Genomic DNA, 25,817 nt, shown 5'->3' with positions numbered 1-25,817 from the left:
TGCGAAGTCCACTGAGCACCCTTTCGAGCAGTGTCACGTCTGGCTGACCACCGGGCTCCCCGTCATGACCCGGCTGGTGAATGGCGACAAGCCCGGCCTCAGCCAGATCCGCCACCAGAATCCGAGCGACTCCGAGCGGGATGGTGAGGAGGGCGGACACCTCGGCGACGGACTTCACCTCGTAGCAGAGCTGGCAGATGCGCTGGTGCTCGGGCAGCTGCCCCTGCAGGTGCGCGGGGTCGGCGGTCGTGCTGACCAGCGCCTCGATCGCCAGCTGGTACCGCGGCCTGGTCCGGCCGCCCGTCATCGCGTACGGCCGCACCAGCGGCTGTGGCGGCTCGGCCTCCACGTGGCGGGCCGGGGAGGGCTGGACGGGCTCGGCGGGCGGGCGCTCCTCCCGCGGCGGACGGGGCCGCTGCTGGGACGGCCGCGCCTGCTGCGGTGGCGGTGGCGGTGTCCACTCGTGCTCCGGGTGCCTCGGGGCCGGCCTCTGGCCGGGCGGGGCCTCGGGGGCTGGGCGGCGCCGCGAGGCGCTGGGAGCCGAGGGGAAGTTGAAGCGCCCCGACCGCCCGTTGCCCGGCGGCCGCTCCTGGTGCTCACTGCCGTACTCGTTGCCGTACGGTCCGCCTGGGGGCGTTGCCACTGCTTCCTCCTCCGACTGTGATCTCACGTCGTCGCCGTGCCGATCAGCACCCTATGGTGCGCGGCTCACATCCGCACATCTGCTCCGGCGCCCAAGCCCTACCGGGCGCCCGTCAGTTGAGCAGGCTGCCCTGGAGTTCGGCGCGCAGGTCGGGCGTGAGCACCGACCCCGCGCGGTCCACCAGCAGCGCCATCTCGTACCCCACCAACCCGATGTCCGCCTCCGGATGCGCCAACACCGCCAACGACGACCCATCCGAGATCGACATGATGAACAGGAACCCCCGCTCCATCTCCACCACCGTCTGGTTCACCGCACCCCCCTCAAAGATCCGCGACGCCCCCGCCGTCAACGACGTCAGACCCGACGCCACCGCCGCCAGCTGATCCGCACGATCCCGCGGAAAACCCTCCGACAACGCCAACAACAACCCATCAGCCGACACCACCACCGTGTGCGACACCCCAGGGGTACTCTCCACGAAGTTGGTGATCAACCAGTTCAGGTTCCGCGCCGCCTGGCTCATCGGGCTCACACTAACGCTCCTGATCGTCGTTCTGCGTGCCGTGGCGCCCGCCGGCGCCACGCCCCTGCTGTACGCCGCGGTGCAGGCTGCTGAGCCTGCCGCGGACATCCTCCGGATGGCGGGAGATCTGGGTGCCGCCGCCCTCGGTCGGCTCGGACGGCGGATGCTCGGTGAGGTTGGCCCGGGGCACCCGCCTGGGGAGCCCGGCGGAGGTCACACCGCCTGTGCGCTCCTCCCGTCGCGGGCCGCGGTCCCACTGGTCGTTCCCCGGCGTCGCTGGTGCCACAGGCTCCTCCCGCAGTCGCCGTGACGGATCGTCCTCGGGCCGCTGCCGGGGCTGCTCGCGGCGCGGCAGGCCGGCACTCGTCGTCGAGTCGTACTCCACCGCGGCTGGATCTGGTCCAGAGTTCGGTCCAGAGTTCGGTCGAGTGAAGCCTACGCGCTGCGCGCCCTCCGTGGCACTGTCCGATGCGGATTCGGTGTACGGCGCGGCATAGGAGGGAAAGGCGCCGAACGCCGGCTGCTGGGGAGAGCCTTGCCCGTAGCTCTCGTAGCCCTCGTATCCGGGCGGGGCCGGCTGGACCGGTGGGGTGGGCTGGGCGGGCTGCGCGGGCTGGCCGTAGCCCGTCTGCCCGTAGCCGGGCTGCTCCTGGGCGCCCGGGGCCTGAGCCGAGGAGTCGTACGCGGCCGGCTCGTACGCCGAGGCGCCGTACCCGGACTGGTCATATCCGGACTGGCCGTACCCGACGGGAGTCCGCGGGTCCGCCGAGGCCGCCGCGTCCACGGCGCCGAGCTCCACGGTCTCCCCCGACGGCGCCGGCTGGCCGGAACCGAGGGCGGGCGTGCCCTGCTGCGCGGCGTAGCGCGAGTCGTCGAAGCCGAGCTCCGCCGCCGTCCGGTGGTCGGGCGGCCGCACGGCCTCCACGCCCGGGGGGTCCGCGGTGTACGGGCCTTCCGGCACGATCCGCGAGACGGTGAACTCCTCCTCGGCCGGCTGCCGCTCGCCGCCACCGCCATGGGTGATCGCCTCCGGCAGCATGACGAGGGAGGTGGTGCCCGTCTGTTCCCCCGAGGGACGCAGCTGGACCCGGATGCCGTGCAGCTGCGCGAGGCGGCCCACCACGAACAGGCCCATGCGGCGGGAGACGTCGGCGTCGACGGCCGGCGGGTTGGCCAGCCGCTCGTTGATCCCGGCGAAGTCCTCCTGGGTGAGGCCGATGCCCTTGTCGTGGATCTCCACCATGACCCGCCCGTCGGGCAGCCGGGTCGCGGTGACGCGGACGCGGGTGTGCGGGGAGGAGAAGGAGGTGGCGTTCTCCAGCAGCTCGGCGAGGAGGTGCACCAGGTCGTTGACGACCGCGCCGTGGATCTCGCACTCGGGGACGCCGGATATCTCGATCCGGTCGTACGCCTCCACCTCGGAGGCGGCGCCGCGCAGCGCGTCGACGAGCGGCACGGGCTGGTTCCAGCGGCGACCCGGCTCCTTGCCGGCGAGGACCAGCAGGTTCTCGCCGTTGCGGCGCATGCGGGTGGCCAGGTGGTCCAGCTTGAAGAGGTTCTCCAGCTGCTCGGGATCGGCCTCGTGGTTCTCCAGTTCGCCGATGAGGGCGAGCTGGCGTTCGATGAGGCCCTGGTTGCGGGCGGAGAGGTTGGTGAAGATGGCGTTGACGTTGCCCCGCAGCAGGGCCTGCTCGCCGGCCAGCCTGACCGCCACGCGGTGCACCTGGTCGAACGCGCGGGCCACCTCGCCGAACTCGTCGCGGCTGTTGATCGGGATGGGCGCCACCTGGGTGTCGACCCGTCCCGGGTCGACGCGCGAGAGCTGGTCCACGACGGCGGGCAGCCGCTGCTCGGCCACCTCGATCGCGGCGCCGCGCAGCCGGCGGGTGTTCTGGCTCATCGAGCGGGCCATGAGGCCGGCGATCACGAAGGCCAGCAACAGGCTGCCGATGACGATGGCGGAGTTGATCGCCACGTCGCGACGGGCCGTGGAGGCGAGGTCCCGCGCCTCGGTCAGGGCCTTCGCGACCAGCTCCTCCTCCACGCCACGGTAGGCGTCGAACTCGGTCGTGGCGGCGTCGAACCAGCTCTCGGCCGTGACGCCCTGCTGCTCCAGGTCCTCCTCGGCGGTGCCGGAGGCGATGAGCAGTGCCATCTGGGTCAGGCCGGGGCCGTCCTCGGGCATCTGGGTGGAGACCTCGGCGGCGGCGCGGGCCATCGCGTCGTCCAGCAGCTCGGCGTCCTCGGGGGTGCTCGCGGAGGAGAACTCGGCGAGGGCCACGTTCTCCAGGTACGTGTAGGAGGAGAACGCGGTGAGCTGGACGGCCGCCTCCTCCTCGCTGGGGCCGGGGGCGACGAGGAGGTGGGTGCCGATCGCGCGCTGGAGCGAGCTCGCGGACTTCGACAGCGACAGGGCGTAGACGGCCCGGCCGTAGGAGGTCGCGTTGGCGTTGAGACGGAGCTCGTTGGCGAGGCTCATCAGCGGATGCTGGATCGCGACGTACCCCTCCTCCGTCTGCACGCCCGGCATGCCGTCGCGGTAGGCGTTGCGACGCAGCGACTCCAACGCCGTCTCCGCGCCGCTCACCTCCTCGATACGGCGCCTGAGGCTCTCGGTGTCAGGCGCGCGGCTCACGGCCTCCCAGAACTCCAGCTGGGCGGTGTCGGTGGCGAGCCGCGCCTCGCTGATGGCCGAGGAGCCCGTGTCGCCCTCCAGGATCGGCCTGGCGGTGAGGTCCCGCTCGTCGATGAGCGCGTGGGCGTACGCGGTGGCGGAGCCGACGAGCTCCGTGGTGCGCTCGGCGTCGTCCGCCTCCTGCCAGGTGTCGACCGCGTCGGCGACCCTGAGGCCGCCGAAGGCGAGGGCGAGGACCACCGGAATCAGCAGGATGGCGTAGAGCTTGGTGGCCACGCGCCAGTTCCGCGGGGAGAGGCGGCCCCCGGAGGGTGGCGGCTCGGGCGCCGGCGGCGGGACAGGCGTGGCCGGGGGTTCCGAGGCGGCGGCGGGCGGGGTGAAGTTGCCCCGGGCGGCCGCCCGGGCACCCGGATCTGAGGGGGTCGACGGCGTCGCGTCGCTGAGCCTCACGGGCCACTCACCTCTCGGGATCGGCACACCGTCGTGGGTTGCCGGCGGTACTGCGGGGGTTGTGTGGATTCCAACACGTCGCGTGTGGACTTTCCAATCCCCCTACGGAGCCGCTTTCCGCCAAACACCCGACGAGGAATATCGGGCATTGAGGGGCAAGAGGTGTCGAATGGCGAACATCCGCGACCAGAGAGCAGCGGTTCGCTCGCTGTCCGTACGCACCGGGGCGACTCATCGTGGCATAAACCACAGATGACGAGGGTGGTGAGAAACAGGAACGTGACCGAATCTCGGCCGCCGCCTCGCGGGTCCTAGTGCAGACGAGCGAGAAGCGCGTGTTCGACGAGGGTGATCAACGTGGACTTCGCCTCACCCCGCGCCCGCGCGTCCGTCGTGATGATCGGCGCGTCAGGACCGATCTGCAACGCCTCCCGCACCTCCTCCGGAGAATACGGCTGATGACCATCAAACCCGTTCAACGCGATCACGAACGGCAAACCACTGTTCTCAAAATAATCCACCGCCGGGAAACAGTCCGCCAACCGGCGCGTGTCCACCAACACCACCGCACCGATCGCACCCCGCACCAGATCATCCCACATGAACCAGAAACGATCCTGACCCGGCGTCCCGAACAGATACAGAATCAGATCCTGATCCAACGTGATCCGACCGAAGTCCATCGCCACCGTCGTCGTGGTCTTCCCCGCCGTATGCGTCAGATCATCAATCCCCGCCGACGCCGACGTCATCACCGCCTCCGTCCGCAGCGGATTGATCTCCGACACCGACCCCACGAACGTGGTCTTCCCCACGCCGAACCCGCCCGCGATCACGATCTTCGCGGAGGTCGTGGAACGAGCAGGCGCGGACAGCCCGGCATCGTTAGAGCTTGCGAAGTCCACTGAGCACCCTTTCGAGCAGTGTCACGTCTGGCTGACCACCGGGCTCCCCGTCATGACCCGGCTGGTGAATGGCGACAAGCCCGGCCTCAGCCAGATCCGCCACCAGAATCCGAGCCACCCCCAGAGGTATCCCCACCAGTGCGGAGACCTCCGCGACCGACTTCACCTCCAGACACAGCTGGCAGATCCGCTGGTGCTCGGGCAGCAGACCCTGCAACTGCATCGGCTCGGCGGTCGTGCTGACCAGCGCCTCGATCGCCAGCTGGTACCGCGGCCTGGTCCGGCCGCCCGTCATCGCGTACGGCCGCACCAGCGGCTGGTCGCCCTCGTCGTAGGGGCCGTGGTACGAACCGTAGTGGTCCGGGGCACCGTACGAACCCGGCGAGGACGGCGGGGTGGTCATGGCTCCTCCGAGCGGTGCATGAGGTGAGTCGGTGGATGGGACACGTGGTGCTCATGTGGGGGGAGCTGAGGGTCAGTTAAGCAGACTTCCTTGGAGTTCGGCGCGCAGGTCGGGCGTGAGCACCGCCCCGGCCCGGTCCACCAGCAGCGCCATCTCGTACCCCACCAACCCGATGTCCGCCTCCGGATGCGCCAACACCGCCAACGACGACCCATCCGAGATCGACATGATGAACAGGAACCCCCGCTCCATCTCCACCACCGTCTGGTTCACCGCACCCCCCTCAAAGATCCGCGACGCCCCCGCCGTCAACGACGTCAGACCCGACGCCACCGCCGCCAGCTGATCCGCACGATCCCGCGGAAAACCCTCCGACAACGCCAACAACAACCCATCAGCCGACACCACCACCGTGTGCGACACCCCAGGGGTACTCTCCACGAAGTTGGTGATCAACCAGTTCAGGTTCCGCGCCGCCTGGCTCATCGGGCTCACACTAACGCTCCTACTGGTACCTGGGACCGTGGTCCCCGTCTGTCCGACCGGCCGAGGACCCGGCCTGGCGTCCCTGCTGAATTCCCCGGCGCAGGTTGGTCAGCCGTCCGCGGACGGCTTCCGGAGCACGCGAGACCACCGGGCCCTGCTGCTCGGGCTGCTGCTGTGCCTGGGCGGCTCCGGCCACCAGGTTGGCGCGCGGAACGCGCCGTGGCAGCCCGGAGGTGGTGACACCGCCAGCCGCCGGCTGGCGCAGCTGCTCGGCACGGCGCCAGCGCTCGTCGTTGGGCGAGGGGCGCCAGGGGGCGCCACCGCTTCCGGCGCCCGCCGGCTCCGTCGGTCCGGCCTGGTGCTGTGCCGTGGGGGGCACCGCGCTGGCCGGCCGGTCGGGGCGGGGGGAGGGCGCCGACGGCGAGGACTGGGCCGGTCGGTGGGAGTGGGGGGGGCTGGGGGGACTGGGACGGCTGGGAGGTCGGTGTGGCGGACGTGCGCTGGGACGACCCCGCCGCTGTGGGGGTGGCGGCGGGAGGCGGCACGACGGCCCGGCGGGTGCCGAACCACGTGGACTCCATCTCCTCGAAGATGGGGGTGCGCTCCGGTGCGCGCGCCGTCGCGGACGCGGGCAGCGGGTCGGTCAGCTCGTTCTGCCCGTGCGGCGTCGGCTGCTGCACCACGGGCATCTGGGCGGTCTCGTCGGCACGGGCCGGGCGTACGGTCTCGTCGTGCCCGCGGGCCCGGTCGGCGTCGCCGGACGCGGCGGCGGGCACCCGCGGGCTGGTCCCGCTGTCCTCGCCGCTCGCCCAGCTCGGCCGGGAGCCCGGCCTAGCGGGCGGTCCCGCGGCGGGCGCGGGTGCGGGTGTGGGCGCGGGTGCGGGTGTGGGCGCGGGGGGAGCCGTGGGCGGCGGAACGCTCTCGCTCACGCTCTCGGTAGACCGCTCGGCGGCTCGCGCGGGGGTCGGCGCGGCGGGCTGCGCCGGGGTGGCCGGGGTGGCCGGGGCGGGCCGCTGGGCCGGGCCGCCGGGGGCCATGCCCCCGGGCGGGCGGGAGGGCAGCGCCGCCCGGTCGGGGGCGCCGGAGACCTGACCGCGGGAGGACGCCCTGTTGAGGCTGCCCAGGCTGCCGCGGGCGCGCCCCGGCAGGCGGACCGTGCCCTCGCCGCCGACGTCCCCGGGGCCACGGCCACCGGCCGGTGGGCGCTTGGCCGGAGGGGTCTCGCGCTGGAGCGTCGCCGTGGGCGCGGGCGGCGGCGGGGTGGAGTCGCCGCCGGCGGCGCCGGCGGGCTGCTTGCCCCGCCCGGCTCCCTGGGCGACGTCGGCGGGGAGCATGACCAGCGCCGTGGTGCCGCCGGAGTCGGAGGGGCGCAGCTGGATGCGGATGCCGTGGCGCAGGGACAGCCGGCCGACCACGAACAGACCCATCCGGCGGGAGACGGAGACGTCCACCGTCGGCGGGTTGGCCAGCCGGTCGTTGATCTCCGCCAGGTCCTCGGGCGACAGGCCGATGCCGGTGTCGTGGATCTCCACCAGGATCCGGCCGTCGGGCAGGGCGTGGCCGGTGACCTTGACCTTGGTCTGGGGGGAGGAGAACGAGGTGGCGTTCTCCAGCAGCTCGGCGAGCAGGTGCACCAGGTCGTTGACGACGCGGCCGGCGACGTCCGTCTTGGGCACGGAGGAGAGCTCGATGCGCTCGTACTGCTCCACCTCGGAGGCCGCGGCGCGCAGCACGTCGACCAGCGGCACCGGCCGCGTCCAACGGCGGCCCGGCTCCTCGCCGGCGAGAACCAGCAGGTTCTCACCGTTGCGGCGCATGCGGGTGGCCAGGTGGTCCAGCTTGAAGAGCGAGGAGAGCTGGTCGGGGTCGGCCTCGCGGGACTCCAGCTCGGATATGAGGGAGAGCTGGCGCTGGATGAGGCCCTGGCTGCGGCGCGAGAGGTTGGTGAACATCGCGTTGACGTTGCCCCGCAGCAGGGCCTGCTCGCCGGCGAGGCGGACGGCCTCGCGGTGGACGTCGTCGAAGGCCTGGGCGACCTGGCCGATCTCGTCCCGCGTGTAGACGCCGATGGGCTCGACCGAGGTGTCGACGTTCTGCGCGTCGGCCTCGGACATCTGCTTGACGACCTCGGGGAGCCGCTTGCGGGAGACCTCCTGGGCGGTGCTCTGCAGGCGGCGCAGCGAGCGGACCATGGAGCGAGCCACGAAGAACGCGCCCAGCAGCGAGATCGCGAGGATCAGCAGGGTGGCGACACCGTTGAGGAACGCCGCCTGGCGGGCCTCGTTCTGCAGGCTCTCCGCCTCGTTGCGCAGCTCCTGGAGGAGGTCCTGCTCGATGCTGTCCATCCGGTCGATCTCGGCGCGGGACTCGTCGTACCACTGTCGGTAGGAGCGAGGCTCGTTCACCATGCCGAGCGGCGAGGCGAAGACGCGCTGGACGTACTGGTTGGCGGAGAGGACGTCACCCACGGAGCTGGTCGTGATCGGGGCGAGCATGTCCGCCGAACGCGTCTGGTCGGGGTAGATCCGCTGGAAGCTCTTGATGGAGTGGTCTTCCTGGCGGTACTCGCTGCGGCCGTAGCGCCAGTCGATGTCCGACAGGCCGACCTCGCCGCCGTCCTCGGAACGGGCGAGGCCGGCGGTGATGATCGCGCGCTGGACCGAGGCCGCCTCCTTGGCCTCGGAGAACGTCGACAGCGCGCGGGTGTACTGGATCATGTGGGTGTTGCTCGTCGCCTGCGCCATGTCGGAGGAGAGCGAGAGCAGCGAGTCGATCAGCTGGTCGTAGAGGATGACGGTCTGGGAGACGTACTCCTCGTCCTGGTACGCCTCCAGCCGGATCTCCTCGATGCTGGACAGCTGCTGACCGATGTCGAGGACCGTCGCGTAGACGCCCCCGAGCGGGCCGTCGCCGCCCTCGATCTCGGCGGCGATCGCGTTGAAGTCGTCGATGGCGGCGTCCGTGAGCTCCCTGGGGCCGGCGACCTCCTCGTTGAGCTCACTCTCGCCGCTGATCAGCGGGCCCGCCGAGCGGTCTCGCTCCTCCTGCAGGCGGGAGGCGAGCTTCGTCGCCTCCTCGGTCATGTCCGTGAGGAGCTGCATGTTCTCCAGCTGTTGGATGTCCTCCAACGAGCTCTGGATGCGCAGCGCTCCGAAGGCGGTCGCGGCCACGACGGGGAGGGCGATCAGGGAGACCAGCCGGGTGCTGATCCGCCAGTTGCGCAGCCGGAGGCGGGAGCCCTCCTGGGCGGGCCGGGGGGCGGCGGCGGGGGCCTCGTCGAGCTCCTTGGCGGGCTCGGGGGTCGCGGCGGACTCGGCGGAGGAGCCGCGGTCCTCGGTGCCGTCCGGCTCCGCACCCTCCGCAGTGCTGCCTTCCCTCTTGAAACGTCCCTGCACTAGCGTCCTTAGGTGGACCTTGAGCGTCTCATCGTGGTCACGGCGAGACGGTGTCGGCTGGGGCACATGCCCCGTCACGGTTGTCTGGGCGACCGACGCGTCGGTGGGGTGGCCGGCCGGTGAGCGTGGCACTGGAGGGGGCCACGCCTGAGCTGCTGTCGCGCGACGGTCCGTGGAATTCCAGCACAGCCACCGAAGTCCAACAAGGGCTCGGAATGGTCCCGTGACATCTATGACGCTGTGCAGGCTGTGGATCACTGGGGGTTTCCGGATGGACGGACAAGCCCGTCATACAGCCCAACTTGACCGAGGAGCGGCGCGGCGCACGTCCGCCCGGGACGGGATGAACCACGGAGATCAGGGCTGATACGTCCCGTTTTGACCCAACGGGCAGTCGTCACGTAATGTCCGTTTTATGCGCAGTCCCAGTGAGCAAGATCACACCGGATGTGTGGCTGATCAGCACCAACGACGGGGTACGCCTCTCTAGTCTGGTGCTTTACAGAATGCCCGGACATGTCAACCGGACCTTCCGTTCGGACTGGTCAGAGGACGGAGAGCAGAGCCCTCGTGAAGAGCACCTTGATCATGCGTACCATCGCCAATCCGCAGCGCACCACCCTGGCACACCTGCGGGACGCCGACGAGCTGACCCCGGCCCCGGCCGCGCGGACCGTCGACCAGGACGCACGTGAGCTGCCCCCCACGACCGCGAACCCCCGGCGGACCGTCCTCGACGAGGCCGCCCAGGAGCCGGCGCTCAGCCTGCCGTGACACCGGGTGCCCCGCGCCCCCGCCCGTGAACGCCCGTGAGGCCCGCTGTGGAGCGGGCCTCACGGGCGTTCACGGCTTTCTCGGGCCTCATCCCCGGGCTACCCCGGGCTTCACGGGCTCTCTGGGCTCCCTGAGGGCTTCCTCCGGGCGTCGGCCGCGCGGCTTCCAGCCCGCCGGCTCAGCCCTGCCAGCTGTGCGGCGCGTGGTAGGACCGCTGCCGCTCCAGGCGCCGCCAGGGGGCGGGCGAGCGGTCGTGACCCGCGGGGGCGGCGGGGCGCCGGGCCGCGCGGGCCATCAGCAGAGCCGTGATGGCGGCCAGCTCCTCCGCGCTGGCCTGGCCCTTCTCCACCCGGACCAGACGCGGCTCACCGTGGGGCTGGTCACTCATCTGAGGCTTCTCCTTCGCGTCTCTGTCGCGCTCGTCGCGTGTCGTCACGTGTTCTCACGTCGCGTGGCGTCGTCGCCCGCGAGGCGGGAGGTCACTGGGGCGGGTTGCCGTGCTTGCGGGCGGGGAGGTCGGCGTGCTTGGTGCGCAGCATCGCCAGCGAGCGGATCAGCACCTCGCGGGTCTCCGCCGGCTCGATCACGTCCTCCACGAGGCCGCGCTCGGCCGCGTAGTACGGGTGCATCAGCTCGGCCTTGTACTCCTTGACCATCCGGTCCCGCATGGCGTCGGGGTCCTCCGCCGAGGCGATCTGCCGGCGGAAGATCACGTTGGCCGCGCCCTCCGCGCCCATGACCGCGATCTCGTTGGTCGGCCAGGCGAAGGTGAGGTCCGCGCCGATCGACTGGGAGTCCATGACGATGTACGCGCCGCCGTACGCCTTGCGCAGCACGACCGAGATCCGCGGCACCGTCGCGTTGCAGTACGCGTACAGCAGCTTCGCGCCGTGGCGGATGATGCCGCCGTGCTCCTGGTCCACGCCGGGCAGGAAGCCGGGCACGTCCAGCAGCGTGATGATCGGGATGTTGAACGCGTCGCACATCTGGACGAAACGGGCGGCCTTCTCCGAGGCCGAGATGTCCAGCACGCCGGCCAGCGACTGCGGCTGGTTGGCGACGACGCCGACGACCTGGCCGTCGAGGCGGGCCAGGGCGCAGATGATGTTGGTCGCCCAGCGCTCGTGGATCTCCAGGAACTCCCCGTCGTCGACGAGCTCCTCGATCACCGCGCGCATGTCGTAGGGCCGGTTCCCGTCGGCCGGGACCACGTCGAGCAGCGACTCGCAGCGCCGGTCGGGCGGATCCTCGCTGACCGCGGGCGGCGGGTTCTCGCGGTTGTTCGACGGCAGGAGCGACAGCAGGAAGCGCACCTCCTCCAGGCACGACTCCTCGTCGTCGTAGGCGAAGTGCGCGACGCCGGAGGTCTCGGCGTGGACGTCGGCGCCGCCGAGCCCGTTGTGGGTCACCGTGGCGCCGCTGACCGCCTGCACCACGTCGGGGCCCGTGATGAACATCTGCGCCGTCTCGCGCACCATGAAGACGAAGTCGGTCAGGGCCGGCGAGTACGCCGCGCCACCAGCGCAGGGACCGAGCATGACCGAGATCTGCGGGATCACGCCGGAGGCGCGGGTGTTGCGCTGGAAGATCCCGCCGTAGCCGGCGAGCGCGGCCACGCCCTCCTGGATACGGGCGCCCGCGCCGTCGTTGAGGGAGACCAGGGGCGCGCCGGCCGTGATGGCCATGTCCATGATCTTGTGGATCTTCGCGGCGTGCGCCTCGCCGAGCGCGCCGCCGAAGATCCGGAAGTCGTGGGCGTAGACGAAGACCTGTCGCCCGTGGACCGTTCCCCACCCGGTGATCACACCGTCGGTGTACGGGCGCCTGGTCTCCAGGCCGAAGCCGGAGGCCCGGTGGCGGCGCAGTGCGCCGACCTCCTGGAAGGAGCCCTCGTCCAACAGGAGCGCGATCCGCTCGCGCGCCGTCAGCTTGCCCTTGGCGCGCTGCGCCTCGGTCGCCTTCTCGCTCGGCCCGCGCAGCACCTCGTCGCGGATGGCGCGCAGCTCCAGCACCCGCCCTCGGGCGTCGGCAGCCGGTTCCGCGGCCGTACCGTTCGCACCGGGCTGCTCGGAAAGCTGATTCGTCATGTACAGACCCTATGAAACGAGGCGCCACTTCGCCCTCGTCAGTTCCGTACAGTCTCGCGGGTCATTTCATGGCCGCGCTGGACAGATCGGCGTCCGGCCACTTGAGCCGTGCAGGGAAGCCACACGCTGGGACGGCGGGACGTTGTGGGATCTCCACAGCGTCCCACCGGGTGCGCGGCGCCGGGGTTGTCGGCGGTGTCCGTGCTGTCGGTGGCGTCTGTGGGGGACGTCAGTCCTCGACGGTCAGGCCCGCCCGCAGCAGGCCGTAGGTGTAGGCGTCGTCCAGCGCCTGCCAGGAGGCGGCGACGACGTTGTCCGCCACTCCCGTCGTGGACCACTCGCTGGAGCCGTCGCTCGTGGTGATCAGGACGCGGGTGGTGGACTCGGTGCCCTGCCCGCCTTCGAGGATCCGCACACGGTAGTCCACCAGGGTCAGCCGGGCCAGCTCGGGGAAGATCCGCTCCAGGCCGTCGCGGAGCGCCTGGTCGAGCGCGTGGACCGGCCCGTTGCCCTCGCCGCTGGCGAGGATGCGCTCCCCCTTCGCCCGCAGCTTCACGGTGGCCTCGTTGGCGACGGAGCCGTCCGCGTGCCGGTCGGTGATGGTCCGCCAGGACTCCAGCTCGAAGAAGCGCTGGGCGCCGGGTGTCAGCTCCTCCCGCATGAGCAGCTCGAACGAGGCGTCGGCCGCCTCGTAGCTGTAGCCCTTGAGCTCCTGCTGCTTGACGCGGGCGACGATGCGGCCGACGAGCTCGCGGTCGCCCGTCAGGTCGTAGCCGAGCTCCTTGCCCTTGAGCTCCACCGAGGCCCGGCCCGCCATGTCCGAAACGAGCATGCGCATCGAGTTGCCCACCCGCTCGGGGTCGATGTGCTGGTAGAGGTCGGGGTCGACCTTGATGGCGGAGGCGTGGAGGCCGGCCTTGTGCGCGAAGGCGGAGACGCCCACGTAGGGCTGGTGGGTCGAGGGCGTCAGGTTGACGATCTCGGCGATGGCGTGGGAGATGCGGGTCATCTCGGCCAGCGCGCCGGGCGGCAGCACCCGCCGGTCGTACTTCAGCTCCAGGGCCGCGACCACCGGGAAGAGGTTGGCGTTGCCCACCCGCTCGCCGTAGCCGTTGGCGGTGCACTGGACGTGGGTGGCGCCGGCGTCGACCGCGGCGAGGGTGTTGGCGACGGCGCAGCCGGTGTCGTCCTGGGCGTGGATGCCGAGGCGGGCGCCGGTCTCCTCCCGCACGGTCCGCACCACGGCCTCCACCCGCGCGGGCAGCATGCCGCCGTTGGTGTCGCACAGGACCACGACGTCGGCGCCGGCCTCGTGGGCGGCGCGGACGACGTCGAGCGCGTACGCGGGGTTGGCCGCGTAGCCGTCGAAGAAGTGCTCGCAGTCGACGAAGACGCGCCGGCCCTCGGCGCGCAGGTGCGCGACGGTGTCGCCCACCATGGCGAGGTTCTCCTCCAGGGTGGTGCGCAGCGCCAGCTCGACGTGGCGGTCGTGGGACTTGGCGACGAGGGTGACGACCGGAGCGCCCGAGTCGAGCAGCGCCCGCACCTGGGGGTCGTCCGCGGCGGCCACGCCCGCCCTGCGGGTGGAGCCGAAGGCCACCAGCTGGGCGTGGCGGAAGCTGATCTCCTCACGTGCCCTGCGGAAGAACTCCGTGTCCCGGGGGATGGCGCCGGGCCATCCGCCCTCCACGAAGCCGACGCCGAAGTCGTCCAGGTGGCGGGCGATGGCGAGCTTGTCGGCGACGGTGAGGGTGATGCCCTCACGCTGCGCGCCGTCCCTGAGCGTGGTGTCGAAGACGTGGAAGTCGTCGCTGAGGGTGGGCGGCTGGGGTGTCCTGGGTGGCTCGGACGTCTCGGGCGGTCTTGGGGCTTCCGTCGTCATGGGGTGGGCTTCTTTCCTGGTCGGGGAAAACGAAAAGACCCCTCGCGGGGTGCGAGAGGTCTGCGCGCGGGCCTGTGGCACGAGGTCCACTGCCGAGTGTGGTGGGCGGGCAGTGGTCACCGTGGGCCGGCGCGCTGGTCACCAATAATCATGGCGAGCGACAGCACGGGAGCAGTTTGGCACACATCCGCTCCCGCGCCACGCTCGTCTCACGATACGGACCGATCATCCCCCCGTGACGCTCCGTTCACGGGCGCTGCGTGGTTCAGCCCACCGGCACGTGGTGCATCCAGCCGTGCTGGTCCTCGTGCCGCCCGGTCTGGATGCCGAGCAGGATGTCCCGCAGCCGCATGGTGACCTCGCCCGGCTGACCGTCGCCGACGGTGAAGGAGGCGTCGGCGGACCGCACCGAGCCGACCGGCGTGATGACGGCGGCGGTGCCGCAGGCGAACACCTCGGTGATGTCGCCGTCCTCGGCGCCCTGCCGCCAGTCCTCGACGGAGATGCGCGCCTCCTGCGTGGCGTAGCCGAGGTCGGCGGCGATCGTCAGCAGCGAGTCGCGGGTGATGCCGGGCAGCAGGGCGCCGGTCAGCTCGGGGGTGACCAGCCGCGCGTCGGCGCCGCGGCCCCGGACGAAGTAGAGGTTCATGCCGCCCATCTCCTCCACCCAGCGCCGCTCGGCCGCGTCGAGCCAGACGACCTGGTCACAGCCGTGCTCGGTGGCCTCGGCCTGGGCGAGGAACGCGGCGGCGTAGTTGCCGGCGCACTTGGCCTCGCCGGTGCCGCCGGGGGCGGCGCGGACGTAGTCCGTGGAGAGCCAGACCGAGACGGGCTTTATGCCCCGGGCGAAGTACGCCCCCGCCGGGGAGGCGATCAGCATGAAGAGGTACTCGTTGGCCGGGCGGTTGATGCCGAGGCCCACCTCGCTGGCGAACATGAACGGCCGCAGGTACAGCGACTGTTCGCCCTCACTCGGGACCCAGGCGTGGTCGTGGGCGAGGAGCACGTCGATCGCCTCGACGAAGGCGTCCTCCGGCAGCTCCGGCATGGCCAGCCGACGGGCGGAGCGCTGGAAGCGCCGGGCGTTGGCCTCGGGCCGGAAGACGGCCACGGAGCCGTCCGCCTGGCGGTAGGCCTTCAGGCCCTCGAAGATCTCCTGGCCGTAGTGGAGCGCCATGGTGGCCGGGTCGAGCTGGAGCGGGGCGTAGGGCGTGAGCTGGGCGTCGTGCCAGCCGCGGCCCTCGGTCCACCGGATGGTGACCATGTGGTCGGTGAAGTACCGGCCGAACCCGGGTTCGGCCATGGCGGCCTCGCGCTCCGTGTCGGCCAGGGCGTGGGCGGAGGGCTTGAGGTCGAAGGTGATGCGGGGCGTCGTCATGGTGAGCGCGTCCTTCACTGGATGTCGCGAGGTGTCTGGCGGACCGCGTGCCCGCCGCCCGCTATGGAGGGCGGTAGTAGGACGTCCGAGCATCGACGGATGCGGCGCCCGGCTCGATTATCGCTCGGGCCGGGGTGGTGTGTCCCTCGAAACGGTGAGCGAGCGGCGAGGAGGCGCCGCGCGGTCCGTGGTGGAAGCGGATCAGGCGGGCCGGGACGCGTGGAGTCTGGCCACACTCGTCGACCGGCCCGAGGGCCCGGCGGCACGTGGTGGGGCCGCGCGGGCCTGTGCCACCGGCGGCCCCACGGGCCGGATGAGGGCCCGGGAGCCGTCCGGTGGACGGGCGCTAGCTGGATACTCGTGCCGCCAGGGCGTCGCCCACGGCGGCGGTGGAACGCGGGCTGCCGGCGTCCCGCTCCGCCAGGTCGGCGGTGACGGCGTCCTCGACGCGGACGGCCTCCGCCTCGTAGCCCAGGTGACGCAGGAGCAGGGCGACGGAGAGCACGGTGGCGGTGGGGTCGGCCTTGCCGGTGCCGGCGATGTCCGGCGCGGAGCCGTGGACCGGCTCGAACATCGACGGGAAGGCGCGGGTCGGGTTGATGTTCCCGGAGGCCGCGAGGCCGATGCCGCCGGTGATGGCGGCGGCCAGGTCGGTGAGGATGTCGCCGAAGAGGTTGTCCGTGACGATCACGTCGAACCGCTCGGGCTGGGTGACGAGGAAGATCGTCGCCGCGTCCACGTGGAGGTAGTCGGTGGTGACCTGCGGGTACTCCTGGCCGACGCGGGTGACGGTGTTCTGCCAGAGGTGACCGGCGTGGACGAGGACGTTGTTCTTGTGGACGAGGGTCAGCTTCCGCCGGGGGCGGGCTGCCGCCCGCTCGAAGGCGTCGCGCACGACGCGCTCCACGCCGTAGGCGGTGTTGACGCTGACCTCGGTGGCGATCTCGGCGGGCGTGCCGGTGCGCATCGAGCCGCCGTTGCCGACGTACGGGCCCTCGGTGCCCTCACGGACGACGACGAAGTCGATCTCCGGGGCGCCGGCCAGCGGGCTCGGGGTGTTCGGGAAGAGCCGGCTCGGCCGGAGGTTCACGTAGTGGTCGAAGGCGAACCGCAGCTTCAGCAGCAGGCCGCGCTCCAGGACGCCGGACGGCACGCTCGGGTCGCCGACGGCGCCCAGCAGGATCGCGTCGTGGCCCCTGAGTCGCTCCAGTTCGGCGTCCGGCAGGGTCTCCCCCGTCGCGTGCCAACGCCGCGCGCCCAGCTCGTACGGGGTGGTCTCCAGCTTCACGTCGGTGGGGAGGACGGCAGAGAGCACCTTCAGTCCCTGCTCGACCACCTCCGGGCCAATGCCGTCACCGGGAATCACCGCGAGATCGATCGTCCGAGCCATGCGCCGACCCTACCGCCCCGTCCCAGGGCCCGAGCCGGCCCGTCCACGATCCGGACGGGCGGCCCAGCGACTCCCTCAGCAGCCGGTCAGCAGCCGGTCAGTGGCCGAACGCGCCGCCGTTGTCCCGGCGGTCGAGGGCTCGCTGGACGGCGGAGACGGCCAGGCGGCGGCTGTCGTCGGAGGACGGGGACCGACGGGCCGCGCGCGCGGGACGGCGCCGGACGGGAGCCGAGTCGGGCCTGTCGACGCCGGTGTCGCCGGTGTCGCCGGCGGCGTCGGGGAGCCCGGGAAGGAGGGTGGGCGTGACAGGGGAGACGGGGGAGACGGGCGGGGCGGACAGCGCGTGCGGGGCAGGCGAGGCAACAGCGGACATCGCGGATCGCTCCGTGTCGTGGCGATGGTGGGGAGCGCCGGGAACGGGCGGGCGTACGGCGCGCGTCGGGGATCGCCCTGTGGTGGCGCCGGGCTCCGGTGGGCGACAACGCCCGTGGCTGGGTGCAGCGAACCGTTCGGCTTCCACAATTCTGCCCCGCTCCAGCCGTGATGTCTCCCCAATTACTCGACCGTCCTAGTATCTGAGACGCCGCCGGGAACGGCGCTGGTCACACCCGGTCCCCACCGCCAGCGCCACCACCGCCGCGACGACGTGGGATGCTCCGCCGTTGGGGTGCGCGCCGGCCGGCCGGCGCGCGCCCCCAACGATTCCCTTCGAACACCCCCGGCGGTATTTCGTCACGGCGATCCTGGACACCCGGGGTGGTGAGAGCCTGACGAGGGAGCGGACACCGTGTACTTCGCCGACGTCCTGGAGATCGAGGACCTGGGCAACCGCGGCTACCTGGCTGGTGGCACCCGGGCGGCGGTCGTGGTCGACCCGCCGCGGGACATCGACCAGGTGATCGCCGCGGCCGCCCTGCGCGGCGTGCGGATCGTGGCGGTCGCCGAGACCCACGTACACAACGACTACGTCACCGGGGGTCTGGAGCTGGCGCGGCTGACCGGCGCCCGCTACCTGGTGCCGGCCGGCGCCTCGGTGGCGTACGCGCGGGTGCCCGTGGCCGACGGGGACGTCGAGGAGATCGAGGACGGCCTGACGCTGCAAGCCGTGGCGACCCCCGGGCACACGCCACACCACACCTCCTACGTGCTGGCGGAGGACGGCCGCGAGAGGGCCGCCTTCACGGGCGGTTCGCTGCTGATGGGCAGCGTGGGCCGCCCCGACCTGGTGGAGCCGCGCCTGACCGAGGAGCTGGCCCGGGCCCAGCACGCCTCCGCGCACCGGCTCGCCGCCGAGCTGGACGACGAGGTGGCGGTGATGCCGACCCACGGGTTCGGCAGCTTCTGCTCCACCGTCCGGGCCGGCGGCGAGCACGGCACCATCGGCGCGGAGAAGACGTCCAACCCGGTGCTGCTCCAGGACCTCGACACGTTCGTCCGGGAGCTGCTGGCCGGCCTCGACGACGTGCCGGCCTACTACGCCCACATCGGCCCGACCAACTCCGCGGGTCCCGCGTCGGTCGACCTCACCCCGCCACGGCCGGCCACCGCCGAGGAGATCGCGCACCGCCTGGCGGCCGGCGAGTGGGTCGTCGACCTGCGCGACCGGGTCGCCTTCTCGGAGGGACACGTGGCCGGGTCGTTCAACTTCGAGGTCGAGGGGCGGCTGGCGACCTACCTGGCGTGGATGATCCCGTGGGGCAAGCCGGTGACGCTGCTCGCGGGCAGCGTCGAGGACCTCTCCCGGGCGCAGCGCGAACTCGCCCGGGTGGGCATCGACCGCCCGGCCGCCGCGTCCGTCGGCACGCCCGCCGCCTGGGCCGGCGGCAGGGCGCCGCTCGCCGCCTTCCCGCGGGCGACGTTCCCCGACCTGGCCGCCGCCCGTGCGCGGGGCGAGGAGATCGTGGTGCTCGACGTGCGCCGTGCGGGCGAGCGCGCGGGCGGCTGGATCGAGGGCAGCGTGCACGTCCCGATCCACCAGGTCCACCAACGACTGAGCGAGGTCCCCGCGGGCACGGTGTGGGTCCACTGCACGAGCGGGACGCGCGCGGCGATCGCCGCCTCCGTCCTGGACGCCGCCGGCCGGGACGTCGTGGCCGTCGACGACGGCTACGACGCAGCCGCCGACACCGGTCTCCGCCTCGTCACACCCGAGCGGCACTGACCCGCGCGTCCGCGCAGCCGCACGGCCGCGCCGTCGGCCGGCCGACGCTCGCCCGGCGGACCGGGCGCACCGCCGTGAGGCCACCGGGGAAGCACCACCGGTGAGCGGCATCCCGTGCTCGTGTCCCCGGACGGCCCGGCGGCCGTACTCCCCCACGGCGCACCCACCGTCCGCTCCCGGACGCCACGCCGGGACGCTCGACGTCCGCACGGCCGGCGCGCGGCGAAACCGGTGGCGGCACCGCCGCGCCGCGTGTGGCGGGGCCGTGCCGCCGGCCGTCGCCGCGCCCGCGGGCGTCGGCACCCTGCCCCGCCCCGACACAGCCGCGCGCGGCGGCCTCAGGCGAGCGACAGGAAGAGCTTCTCCAGCCGGGCCCGCATCCGGGCCGCGTCCCGGGCCTGCGGGTCCTCGCTGGTCAGGCACTGTTGCAGCCCGGTCGCGATGATCGAGAACCCGGCCCGGTCCAGGGCGCGGGAGACGGCGGCGAGCTGCGTGACGACGTCCTCGCAGTCCCGCCCCTCCTCGATCATCCTGATCACCCCGGCGAGCTGGCCCTGCGCACGCCGCAGTCGGTTCAGCGCCGACTTCAGCTGGTCGGCGCTCATGTCGAGTTCCACACACCCTCCTGCCATACCCCGCTGGGTATTTTACCGTGGGGGCGACCGACGCATCCCGAAAGGCACCACCCCGTGCCCCCCTCCATCGCTCTGCCCCCGGCCCGGGTCGCCCCCCGTCTCGGCGAGTTCACCGTCATCGACGTGCGCACGCCGGGCGAGTACGCCACCGGCCACCTGCCCGGCGCCCACAACGTTCCCCTCGACCGCCTGGACGAGGCCGCTGAGGCGCTCACGGCCGCGGCGCGCCGCGCTCCCCTGCTGCTGGTGTGCGCCTCCGGGACCCGTTCCGCCACGGCCCACGCCCGGCTGGCCTCCCTGGGGACGGAGACGGTCACCCTGGACGGCGGCACCAGCGCCTGGGCGGCGGCCGGACACCCGGTCCACCGACCGGCCGGCGCCCGCGCCGTCTGGCCCATGGACCGGCAGGTCCGCCTCGTCGCCGGCTCCCTGGTGGCCGCGGGGTTCCTCGCCGGCCTCGCGTGGCGACCGGCGCACTGGCTGTCCGGAGCCGTCGGCGCCGGGCTGGTCTTCTCCGGCGTGACCAACACCTGCGGCCTCGCCAGCGTCCTGGCCAGGCTCCCCCACAACCGGCCCTCCCCGGACGGGTCGTCCTTCCGGGAGACCCTGCTGCGCCTGGCCCCGTGACCCGGGACGCGCCCTCGCGGACACGGGCCGCCGGCGGCGGGGGCGCCGGTCAGCCCATGTGCGGGTAGCGGTGGTCGGTCGGCGGCACCTGCGTCTCCTTGATGGAGCGCGGGGAGACCCACCGCAGCAGGTTGAACTTCGAGCCCGCCTTGTCGTTGGTGCCCGAGGCCCGCGCGCCGCCGAACGGCTGCTGCCCGACGACGGAGCCGGTCGGCTTGTCGTTGACGTAGAAGTTGCCGGCGGCGTAGCGCAGGCGCTCGCTGGCGGCGGCGGCCACCGCGCGGTCCCTGGCGAAGACGGCGCCGGTCAGCGCGTAGGGCGCCACCGACTCCATCTGCTCGATGACGGCGTCGAACGCGCCGTCGCCGTCGCCCGCGTCGTCGTAGACGTGCACGGCGATGATGGGGCCGAAGTACTCGGTGGTGAAGACCTCGCTCTCCGGGTCGGAGCAGGTGATCACGGTCGGGCGGACGAAGTACCCCTCGGAGTCGTCGTACGTGCCGCCCGCCACGATCTCGCACGTGGGGTCGGCCTTGGCGCGGTCGATCGCGGCCCGGTTCTTGGCGAAGGCGCGCTCGTCGATCACGGCCGCCATGAAGTTCGACAGGTCACTCGGGTCGCCCACCGGCAGCGAGTCCGCCTCCTCCGCGACGGCCTGGCCGAGGCCGCCCTCCCACAGCGAGCGCGGCACGTACGCCCGCGAGGCCGCCGAGCACTTCTGGCCCTGGTACTCGAAGGCGCCGCGGGTGACGGCCGTCCTCACCGCCGCCGGGTCGGCGCTCGGGTGGACGACGATGAAGTCCTTGCCGCCGGTCTCGCCGACGATCCGCGGGTAGTTCCGGTACCGCTCGATGTTGGCGCCGATCTCCCGCCACAGGTACTGGAACGTCCTGGTGGAGCCGGTGAAGTGGACGCCGGCGAGGTCCGGGTGGGCGAGCGCCACCTCGGACAGCTCACGGCCGTCGCCGGTCACCAGGTTGATCACGCCCGGTGGCAGCCCGGCCTCCTCCAGCAGGCGCATCAACAGCACGGCCGCGTGGGTCTGGGTGGGGGACGGCTTCCACACCACCACGTTGCCCATCAGCGCCGGCGCCGTCGGGAGGTTGCCGGCGATGGCGGTGAAGTTGAACGGCGTGATCGCGTAGACGAAGCCCTCCAGCGGGCGGAAGTCCATGCGGTTCCACACGCCCTTGGGCTGGATCGGGGGCTGCTCGGCGAGGATCTGCCGGGCGAAGTAGACGTTGAAGCGCCAGAAGTCGATCAGCTCGCACGGCGCGTCGATCTCGGCCTGCTGGATGGTCTTGGACTGGCCCAGCATCGTGGAGGCCGCGATCCTCTCCCGCCAGGGTCCCGACAGCAGCTCCGCGGCCTTCAGGAACACGGCGGCCCGGTCGTCGAAGGAGAGGGCGCGCCAGCGCGGGGCGGCGGCGAGCGCGGCCTCGATGGCGTCGCGGGCGTCCTCGCGGGTGGCGTGGGCGGAGGTGCCCAGGCGCGCCGCGTGACGGTGCGGCTGGACCACGTCGAAACGCTCGCCTCCCGCCATGCGTCGCACGCCGCCGATGGTCATCGGCAGGTCGATGGGGTTCGCTGCCAGCTCGGCGAGCTCGCGTTCCAGCCGGGCTCGCTCCGGGCTGCCGGGCGCGTAGGTGTACACCGGCTCGTTGACCGGCACGGGGACCTCGGTCACGGCGTCCATGGCGGTACCTCCTTGGGGATGTGGCGGGAAGTCCTGGGCGTCTGGGTGGGGGTCGGTCAGCTCCGGGTGAGGAGGGATCGGGCGAAGAAGGTGAGGTTGGCCGGACGCTCCGCCAGGCGGCGCATGAAGTACGCGTACCAGTCGGTGCCGTACGGCACGTACACCCGCACGCGGTGGCCCGCGTCGGCCAGACGCCGCTGCTCGGCGGCGCGGACGCCGTGGAGCATCTGGAACTCGAACGTCCCCCGGGCGTGGCCGTGGCGCGCGGCCAGCTCCTGGGCGATCGCCAGCAGACGCGGGTCGTGGGTGGCGACCATGGGGTAGGCCGCGCCGCAGAAGAGGATCCGCAGGCAGCGCACGTAGGCCAGGTCCACCGCCCGCCGTGCCTGGTGGGCGACGGACGGCGGCTCGCGGTAGGCGCCCTTGACCAGGCGCACGCGCGCGCCCGAGGCCGCCAGGGACTCGCAGTCCTCCTCGGTCCGGAAGAGGTACGACTGCACCGCCACGCCCGTGCGGGGGAACCGTTCCCGCAGGGCGCGGAGGATCGCCAGCGTGGAGTCCACCGTGGTGTGGTCCTCCATGTCGAGCGTCACCGTCGTGCCCGCCGCCGTGGCGGCCTCCACCACGGGGAGGACGTTCCGGTACGCGAGGTCCTGCCCGCCGGGAAGGGCCTGCCCGAACGCGGACAGCTTCACGGACACCTCGGCCCTCTCCCCCAGCCTCTCACTCGCCAGGGCCTCGACGAGAGCGAGGCAGGCGTCGCGGGTGCGCAGCGCCTGGACGCGGTCGGTGACCTGCTCCCCGAGGTGGTCGAGGGTGACCTCCAGGGCCCCGGCCGCTGCCCCGGCCCGTTCCGGCGGCTGGCCGGTCAGCCGGCGGGTCACGGCGAGGGCGTCGTCGAGGCTCTCCCCCGCGACGAAGCGGTCCACCACCGGTCGTGTGACGGGAGCGGCCGAGACGAGGCGGCGCAGACGGTCGCTGCGCGCGGCGGCCAGCAGCGCGGGGCCCAGCACGGGAACGGTCACGGGCACCTCCGGACAGGCGGGATGGCCGAATGCCTTTCCAGAAAGGTAAGGATCGCCCGGAATTCCCGCCATCGACAGCTGTTCGGGGGCCGTGCGCGGGATATCAGACAGATGTATGAGACTCGGGGGTGTCGCGGAGAACGGGCGACGGGTCGGTGCCGGGAACGGACCCGGAGCCGGAGCCGGGAACCGGCAGCCGAGCCGGGAGCGGAGCCGAGGAGGGCGCGCGGTGCGTGCGGAGTACACGGAGTACCAGGAGCTGGTCGACGAGGTCTGCGCCCTGCTGGAGGTTCCCGCGACGCTGGAGGACCGCGCCTTCGCGCTGATCGCCCACGGCGCGCACGACCGGGCCGACGACCGGCTCGTCGACCCCGTCAGGACCAGGTCGATCCTGCACCGCCGCTCGACGGCCGAGGTGCGGGAGTGGTTCGAGGGCTTCGGCATCGCGCGGGCGCGGCAGCCGGTGCGCATCCCGCCCGAGCCGGCCGCCGGCGTCCTGGTCAGCCGTATCTGCGTGCCCGTGCGGCACGGCGGCGTCGTGTACGGGTACATCTGGCTGCTGGACGACGGGGCGCTGGCGTTGGACGACCCCCGCCTGGTGACGACGGCGGCGCTGGCCGAACGGCTCGGCGGGCTGCTGGCGGCTCGGGCGCGAGAGGACGACCACCTCAGCACGCTGCTCAGGGCCGCGCTGACGGGCGAGGGCGGGGGCGAGGAGGGGCCACGGACGGCGGCCGAGGTCGCCGACGCGCTGGGCCGGGCGGCGCGGGGGCCGTTGGCCGTGGTGGCCGTGCTGCCATGGGGCGCGGAGCGCGGTGTGCCGGCGGCCGTCCCCGGGGCCATCAGCCTGTGCGCCATGCCGACGGGTGGCGGGACGGCGAGCGGCGGGACGGAAGGGAGCGGGGCGACGGCGCCCGCGCTGGCCGCGCTCGCGCACCCGCACGTGGCGCGGGCCGTGGCGGTGCGGCTCGGCACGGACGGCTCGGGGCTCGGGAACGGCGCCGGGGACGACGCCGGCGCCGGGAGCGTCGGAGTCGGCGTCGGGGCCGGGGTCAGCGCGGCCCGCCAGGACCCGGCGGAGCTGGCCGCCGCCTGGCGCCAGGCGCTGGGCGCGGCGCGGGCGGCGCGGGCGGAGCCCCGGTTCGGCGGCGTCGCCGCGTGGGACGAGATCGGGCCCTACCGGCTGCTCACCGCGCTGCCGACGCCGCCGGACGGCGGCTGCGACCCCGCGGTGGCGCCGCTGCTGCTGCCCGAGCACCGGGTCCTGCGGCACACCGCCGAGGTCTTCCTCGACCACGCGGGCCGCGCCACGGAGGCCGCCGCCGCGTTGGGCGTCCACCGGCAGACGCTCTACTACCGGCTCTCGCGCGTCGAACGCCTCACCGGCCTGGCCCTCGACCGGGGCGAGGACCGGCTGCTGCTGCACATGGCGCTCAGGATCGCCCGCCTCGCCCGACCGTAGGCGCCCCCACACCGCCGCCCCGCCGGCGGACCTCGCCAGCGGATCCCGCCGCGGTCCGTCGCCGCGGGCCCCCGCCGCAGCCCATCGTCGAACAAACTGTTTACGGGTGGGGCGGGAGACGCTATGTTCAGCCAGTGGGAGCGCTCCCAAGATCACTGTCCCCCCACGAACGCATCGTCCCGAGAGGAACGAGTCACTGTGCGCACCCCACGAGCCGCAGACTCACCCACCCGGCACCGCCGCGTGGCGCGAACGCGCCTGCTGCTGGCCACGAGCGCTGCCCTGGGCGGCCTATTCGTCTGGTCCGCCGTCGCCGCCGCGCAGGCCGGCCCCGCAGACGAGGCCGGGACGCGGGAGCTACCCGACGACACCGTGTTCTACAACCACCCCGGCTCCGTCCACGACTGGGTGGCCGCCAACCCGTCCGACCCGCGCACCTCGCTGATCGAGGACCGGATCGCCAACACCCCCACCGCGACCTGGCTGTCCTCCTACGATCCGGCCACGGTCACCGCGGACGTCTCCGCCGTCACCTCCGCCGCCGAGGCCGCCGGGCAGGTCCCGGTCCTCGTCTCGTACCAGATCCCCGACCGCGACTGCGGCGGCGCCTCCGCCGGTGGCGCACCCGACCTCCCGAGCTACCTCAGCTGGACCGAGGGCTTCGCGGCCGGGCTCGGCAGCTCGCCGGTCGTCGTCATCCTGGAGCCGGACGCGATCGCCCTCAGCGAGTGCCTGGACGACGCCGGTCGCGCCGAGCGCTTCGGCGCCCTGGCCGAGGCCGCCGACATCATCCACGCCGCGAACCCTGAGGCACGCGTCTACTTCGACGCCGGCCACTCCGGCTGGCACGCGCCCGGCGCGATCGCGGGCCTGCTGCGCGAGGCGGGCGTCCTGGAGAGCGGCGACGGCATCTACTCCAACGTCTCCAACTACAACACCACGCAGAACGAGGTCGCGTTCGTCGACGCGGTCCTCGCCGAACTCGGCGACCCCGAGCTGCGGGGCGTCATCGACACCAGCCGCAACGGCAACGGCCCCGCGCCGGGCGGCGAGTGGTGCGACCCGCCGGACCGACTCGTCGGCGAGTCCCCGAGTGTGAACACCGCCAGCGCCTCCGTGGACGCCTACCTCTGGATCAAGCGCCCCGGCGAGCTGGACGGCTGTGACGGCCCCGCGGGTTCGTTCTCGCCCGACAAGGCCTACGAGCTGGCAGGCGGCTGACGCCTCTCCCACCGCAGCACCCACGCGTCAGCCGTG

At 72.8% G+C, this 25,817-nt stretch carries 21 protein-coding genes; 5 read left to right on the top strand and 16 right to left on the bottom strand.

What is annotated here, in order from left to right:
* The 7 genes from ACTWP5_RS14500 to ACTWP5_RS14470 form a co-directional block, all read right to left on the bottom strand.
* The coding region (locus ACTWP5_RS14500; protein WP_443221323.1) for a DUF742 domain-containing protein at positions 1-643 on the bottom strand (643 nt) is incomplete at its 3' end.
* Between the two features lie 112 nt (positions 644-755).
* The gene (locus ACTWP5_RS14495; protein WP_443221334.1) at positions 756-1,169 is read right to left on the bottom strand and encodes a roadblock/LC7 domain-containing protein; all 414 of its coding nucleotides are present in this window, start codon (positions 1,167-1,169) and stop codon (positions 756-758) included.
* Positions 1,170-1,179: 10 nt separating this feature from the next.
* The gene (locus tag ACTWP5_RS14490; protein WP_443221322.1) at positions 1,180-4,080 is read right to left on the bottom strand and encodes a nitrate- and nitrite sensing domain-containing protein; all 2,901 of its coding nucleotides are present in this window, start codon (positions 4,078-4,080) and stop codon (positions 1,180-1,182) included.
* 485 nt (positions 4,081-4,565) lie between these two features.
* The gene (locus ACTWP5_RS14485) at positions 4,566-5,159 is read right to left on the bottom strand and encodes a GTP-binding protein (RefSeq protein WP_443221321.1); all 594 of its coding nucleotides are present in this window, start codon (positions 5,157-5,159) and stop codon (positions 4,566-4,568) included.
* Positions 5,140-5,562 (bottom strand): DUF742 domain-containing protein, encoded by a 423-nt coding sequence (locus tag ACTWP5_RS14480; protein ID WP_443221320.1) that lies wholly within the window; start codon positions 5,560-5,562, stop codon positions 5,140-5,142. Before ACTWP5_RS14480 ends, ACTWP5_RS14485 begins: the two co-directional genes overlap by 20 nt.
* 72 nt (positions 5,563-5,634) lie before the next feature.
* A complete protein-coding gene (locus ACTWP5_RS14475; protein ID WP_443221333.1) occupies positions 5,635-6,048 on the bottom strand; it encodes a roadblock/LC7 domain-containing protein in 414 nt (137 codons plus the stop codon).
* 5 nt (positions 6,049-6,053) lie between these two features.
* Positions 6,054-9,443, bottom strand: a complete 3,390-nt coding sequence (locus ACTWP5_RS14470) for a nitrate- and nitrite sensing domain-containing protein (protein ID WP_443221319.1) — start codon at positions 9,441-9,443, stop codon at positions 6,054-6,056.
* Positions 9,444-10,013: 570 nt separating this feature from the next.
* Here ACTWP5_RS14470 and ACTWP5_RS14465 point away from each other — a divergent pair.
* Positions 10,014-10,217 carry a hypothetical protein gene (locus ACTWP5_RS14465; RefSeq protein ID WP_443221318.1) on the top strand — a complete coding sequence of 68 codons (204 nt, stop codon included), beginning with the start codon at positions 10,014-10,016 and terminating at the stop codon, positions 10,215-10,217.
* A gap of 178 nt (positions 10,218-10,395) precedes the next feature.
* On the opposite strand, the gene ACTWP5_RS14460 is transcribed toward ACTWP5_RS14465, so the two are convergent.
* From ACTWP5_RS14460 to ACTWP5_RS14435, 6 genes are all read right to left on the bottom strand, one after another.
* A complete protein-coding gene (locus tag ACTWP5_RS14460) occupies positions 10,396-10,605 on the bottom strand; it encodes an acyl-CoA carboxylase subunit epsilon (RefSeq protein WP_443221317.1) in 210 nt (69 codons plus the stop codon).
* 91 nt (positions 10,606-10,696) lie between these two features.
* Positions 10,697-12,304 (bottom strand): acyl-CoA carboxylase subunit beta, encoded by a 1,608-nt coding sequence (locus ACTWP5_RS14455; RefSeq protein WP_443221316.1) that lies wholly within the window; start codon positions 12,302-12,304, stop codon positions 10,697-10,699.
* 229 nt (positions 12,305-12,533) lie between these two features.
* Positions 12,534-14,186 carry a citramalate synthase gene (gene cimA / locus ACTWP5_RS14450; protein WP_443221315.1) on the bottom strand — a complete coding sequence of 551 codons (1,653 nt, stop codon included), beginning with the start codon at positions 14,184-14,186 and terminating at the stop codon, positions 12,534-12,536.
* A gap of 265 nt (positions 14,187-14,451) precedes the next feature.
* On the bottom strand, positions 14,452-15,564 hold the full coding sequence (locus tag ACTWP5_RS14445) for a branched-chain amino acid aminotransferase (protein ID WP_443221314.1): 1,113 nt from the start codon (positions 15,562-15,564) through the stop codon (positions 14,452-14,454).
* Between the two features lie 346 nt (positions 15,565-15,910).
* The gene (locus ACTWP5_RS14440; protein WP_443221313.1) at positions 15,911-16,954 is read right to left on the bottom strand and encodes a 3-isopropylmalate dehydrogenase; all 1,044 of its coding nucleotides are present in this window, start codon (positions 16,952-16,954) and stop codon (positions 15,911-15,913) included.
* Positions 16,955-17,051: 97 nt separating this feature from the next.
* Positions 17,052-17,327 carry a hypothetical protein gene (locus ACTWP5_RS14435; RefSeq protein WP_443221335.1) on the bottom strand — a complete coding sequence of 92 codons (276 nt, stop codon included), beginning with the start codon at positions 17,325-17,327 and terminating at the stop codon, positions 17,052-17,054.
* A gap of 414 nt (positions 17,328-17,741) precedes the next feature.
* Between ACTWP5_RS14435 and ACTWP5_RS14430 the strand changes: the two genes are divergently transcribed.
* On the top strand, positions 17,742-19,115 hold the full coding sequence (locus ACTWP5_RS14430; protein WP_443221312.1) for a rhodanese-like domain-containing protein: 1,374 nt from the start codon (positions 17,742-17,744) through the stop codon (positions 19,113-19,115).
* A 338-nt stretch (positions 19,116-19,453) separates the two neighbouring features.
* Here ACTWP5_RS14430 and ACTWP5_RS14425 read toward each other — a convergent pair whose 3' ends face one another.
* A complete protein-coding gene (locus tag ACTWP5_RS14425; protein WP_443221311.1) occupies positions 19,454-19,732 on the bottom strand; it encodes a metal-sensitive transcriptional regulator in 279 nt (92 codons plus the stop codon).
* Positions 19,733-19,804: 72 nt separating this feature from the next.
* Between ACTWP5_RS14425 and ACTWP5_RS14420 the strand changes: the two genes are divergently transcribed.
* A complete protein-coding gene (locus ACTWP5_RS14420) occupies positions 19,805-20,377 on the top strand; it encodes a rhodanese-like domain-containing protein (RefSeq protein WP_443221310.1) in 573 nt (190 codons plus the stop codon).
* Between the two features lie 49 nt (positions 20,378-20,426).
* On the opposite strand, the gene pruA is transcribed toward ACTWP5_RS14420, so the two are convergent.
* A complete protein-coding gene (pruA, locus tag ACTWP5_RS14415; RefSeq protein ID WP_443221309.1) occupies positions 20,427-22,073 on the bottom strand; it encodes an L-glutamate gamma-semialdehyde dehydrogenase in 1,647 nt (548 codons plus the stop codon).
* 56 nt (positions 22,074-22,129) lie between these two features.
* Positions 22,130-23,086, bottom strand: a complete 957-nt coding sequence (locus tag ACTWP5_RS14410; RefSeq protein WP_443221332.1) for a proline dehydrogenase family protein — start codon at positions 23,084-23,086, stop codon at positions 22,130-22,132.
* 241 nt (positions 23,087-23,327) lie between these two features.
* Here ACTWP5_RS14410 and ACTWP5_RS14405 point away from each other — a divergent pair, with 241 nt between their 5' ends.
* Both ACTWP5_RS14405 and ACTWP5_RS14400 read left to right on the top strand, forming a co-directional pair.
* Complete coding sequence (locus tag ACTWP5_RS14405; protein ID WP_443221308.1) at positions 23,328-24,560, top strand: PucR family transcriptional regulator; 1,233 nt, start codon at positions 23,328-23,330, stop codon at positions 24,558-24,560.
* 243 nt (positions 24,561-24,803) lie between these two features.
* Positions 24,804-25,781: a glycoside hydrolase family 6 protein gene (locus ACTWP5_RS14400; protein WP_443221307.1), complete on the top strand. Its 978-nt coding sequence runs from the start codon at positions 24,804-24,806 to the stop codon at positions 25,779-25,781.
* Positions 25,782-25,817 lie beyond the last annotated feature (36 nt).

Origin of the sequence: Streptomyces sp. 4N509B (genome assembly GCF_052245655.1) — a bacterium.
In the GTDB taxonomy this organism is placed as follows: Bacteria; Actinomycetota; Actinomycetes; order Streptomycetales; family Streptomycetaceae; genus Streptomyces.
This window is presented reverse-complemented; position numbering and strand designations above follow the sequence as displayed.

Excerpts from the sequence above, each read along its gene's own strand:
- ACTWP5_RS14495 (WP_443221334.1), bottom strand. The coding sequence starts at position 1,169 with ATGAGCCAGGCGGCGCGGAACCTGAACTGGTTGATCACCAACTTCGTG.
- ACTWP5_RS14480 (WP_443221320.1), bottom strand. The coding sequence starts at position 5,562 with ATGACCACCCCGCCGTCCTCGCCGGGTTCGTACGGTGCCCCGGACCAC.
- ACTWP5_RS14475 (WP_443221333.1), bottom strand. The coding sequence starts at position 6,048 with ATGAGCCAGGCGGCGCGGAACCTGAACTGGTTGATCACCAACTTCGTG.
- ACTWP5_RS14460 (WP_443221317.1), bottom strand. The coding sequence starts at position 10,605 with ATGAGTGACCAGCCCCACGGTGAGCCGCGTCTGGTCCGGGTGGAGAAG.
- ACTWP5_RS14455 (WP_443221316.1), bottom strand. The coding sequence starts at position 12,304 with ATGACGAATCAGCTTTCCGAGCAGCCCGGTGCGAACGGTACGGCCGCG.
- cimA (WP_443221315.1), bottom strand. The coding sequence starts at position 14,186 with ATGACGACGGAAGCCCCAAGACCGCCCGAGACGTCCGAGCCACCCAGG.
- ACTWP5_RS14445 (WP_443221314.1), bottom strand. The coding sequence starts at position 15,564 with ATGACGACGCCCCGCATCACCTTCGACCTCAAGCCCTCCGCCCACGCC.
- ACTWP5_RS14440 (WP_443221313.1), bottom strand. The coding sequence starts at position 16,954 with ATGGCTCGGACGATCGATCTCGCGGTGATTCCCGGTGACGGCATTGGC.
- ACTWP5_RS14435 (WP_443221335.1), bottom strand. The coding sequence starts at position 17,327 with ATGTCCGCTGTTGCCTCGCCTGCCCCGCACGCGCTGTCCGCCCCGCCC.
- pruA (WP_443221309.1), bottom strand. The coding sequence starts at position 22,073 with ATGGACGCCGTGACCGAGGTCCCCGTGCCGGTCAACGAGCCGGTGTAC.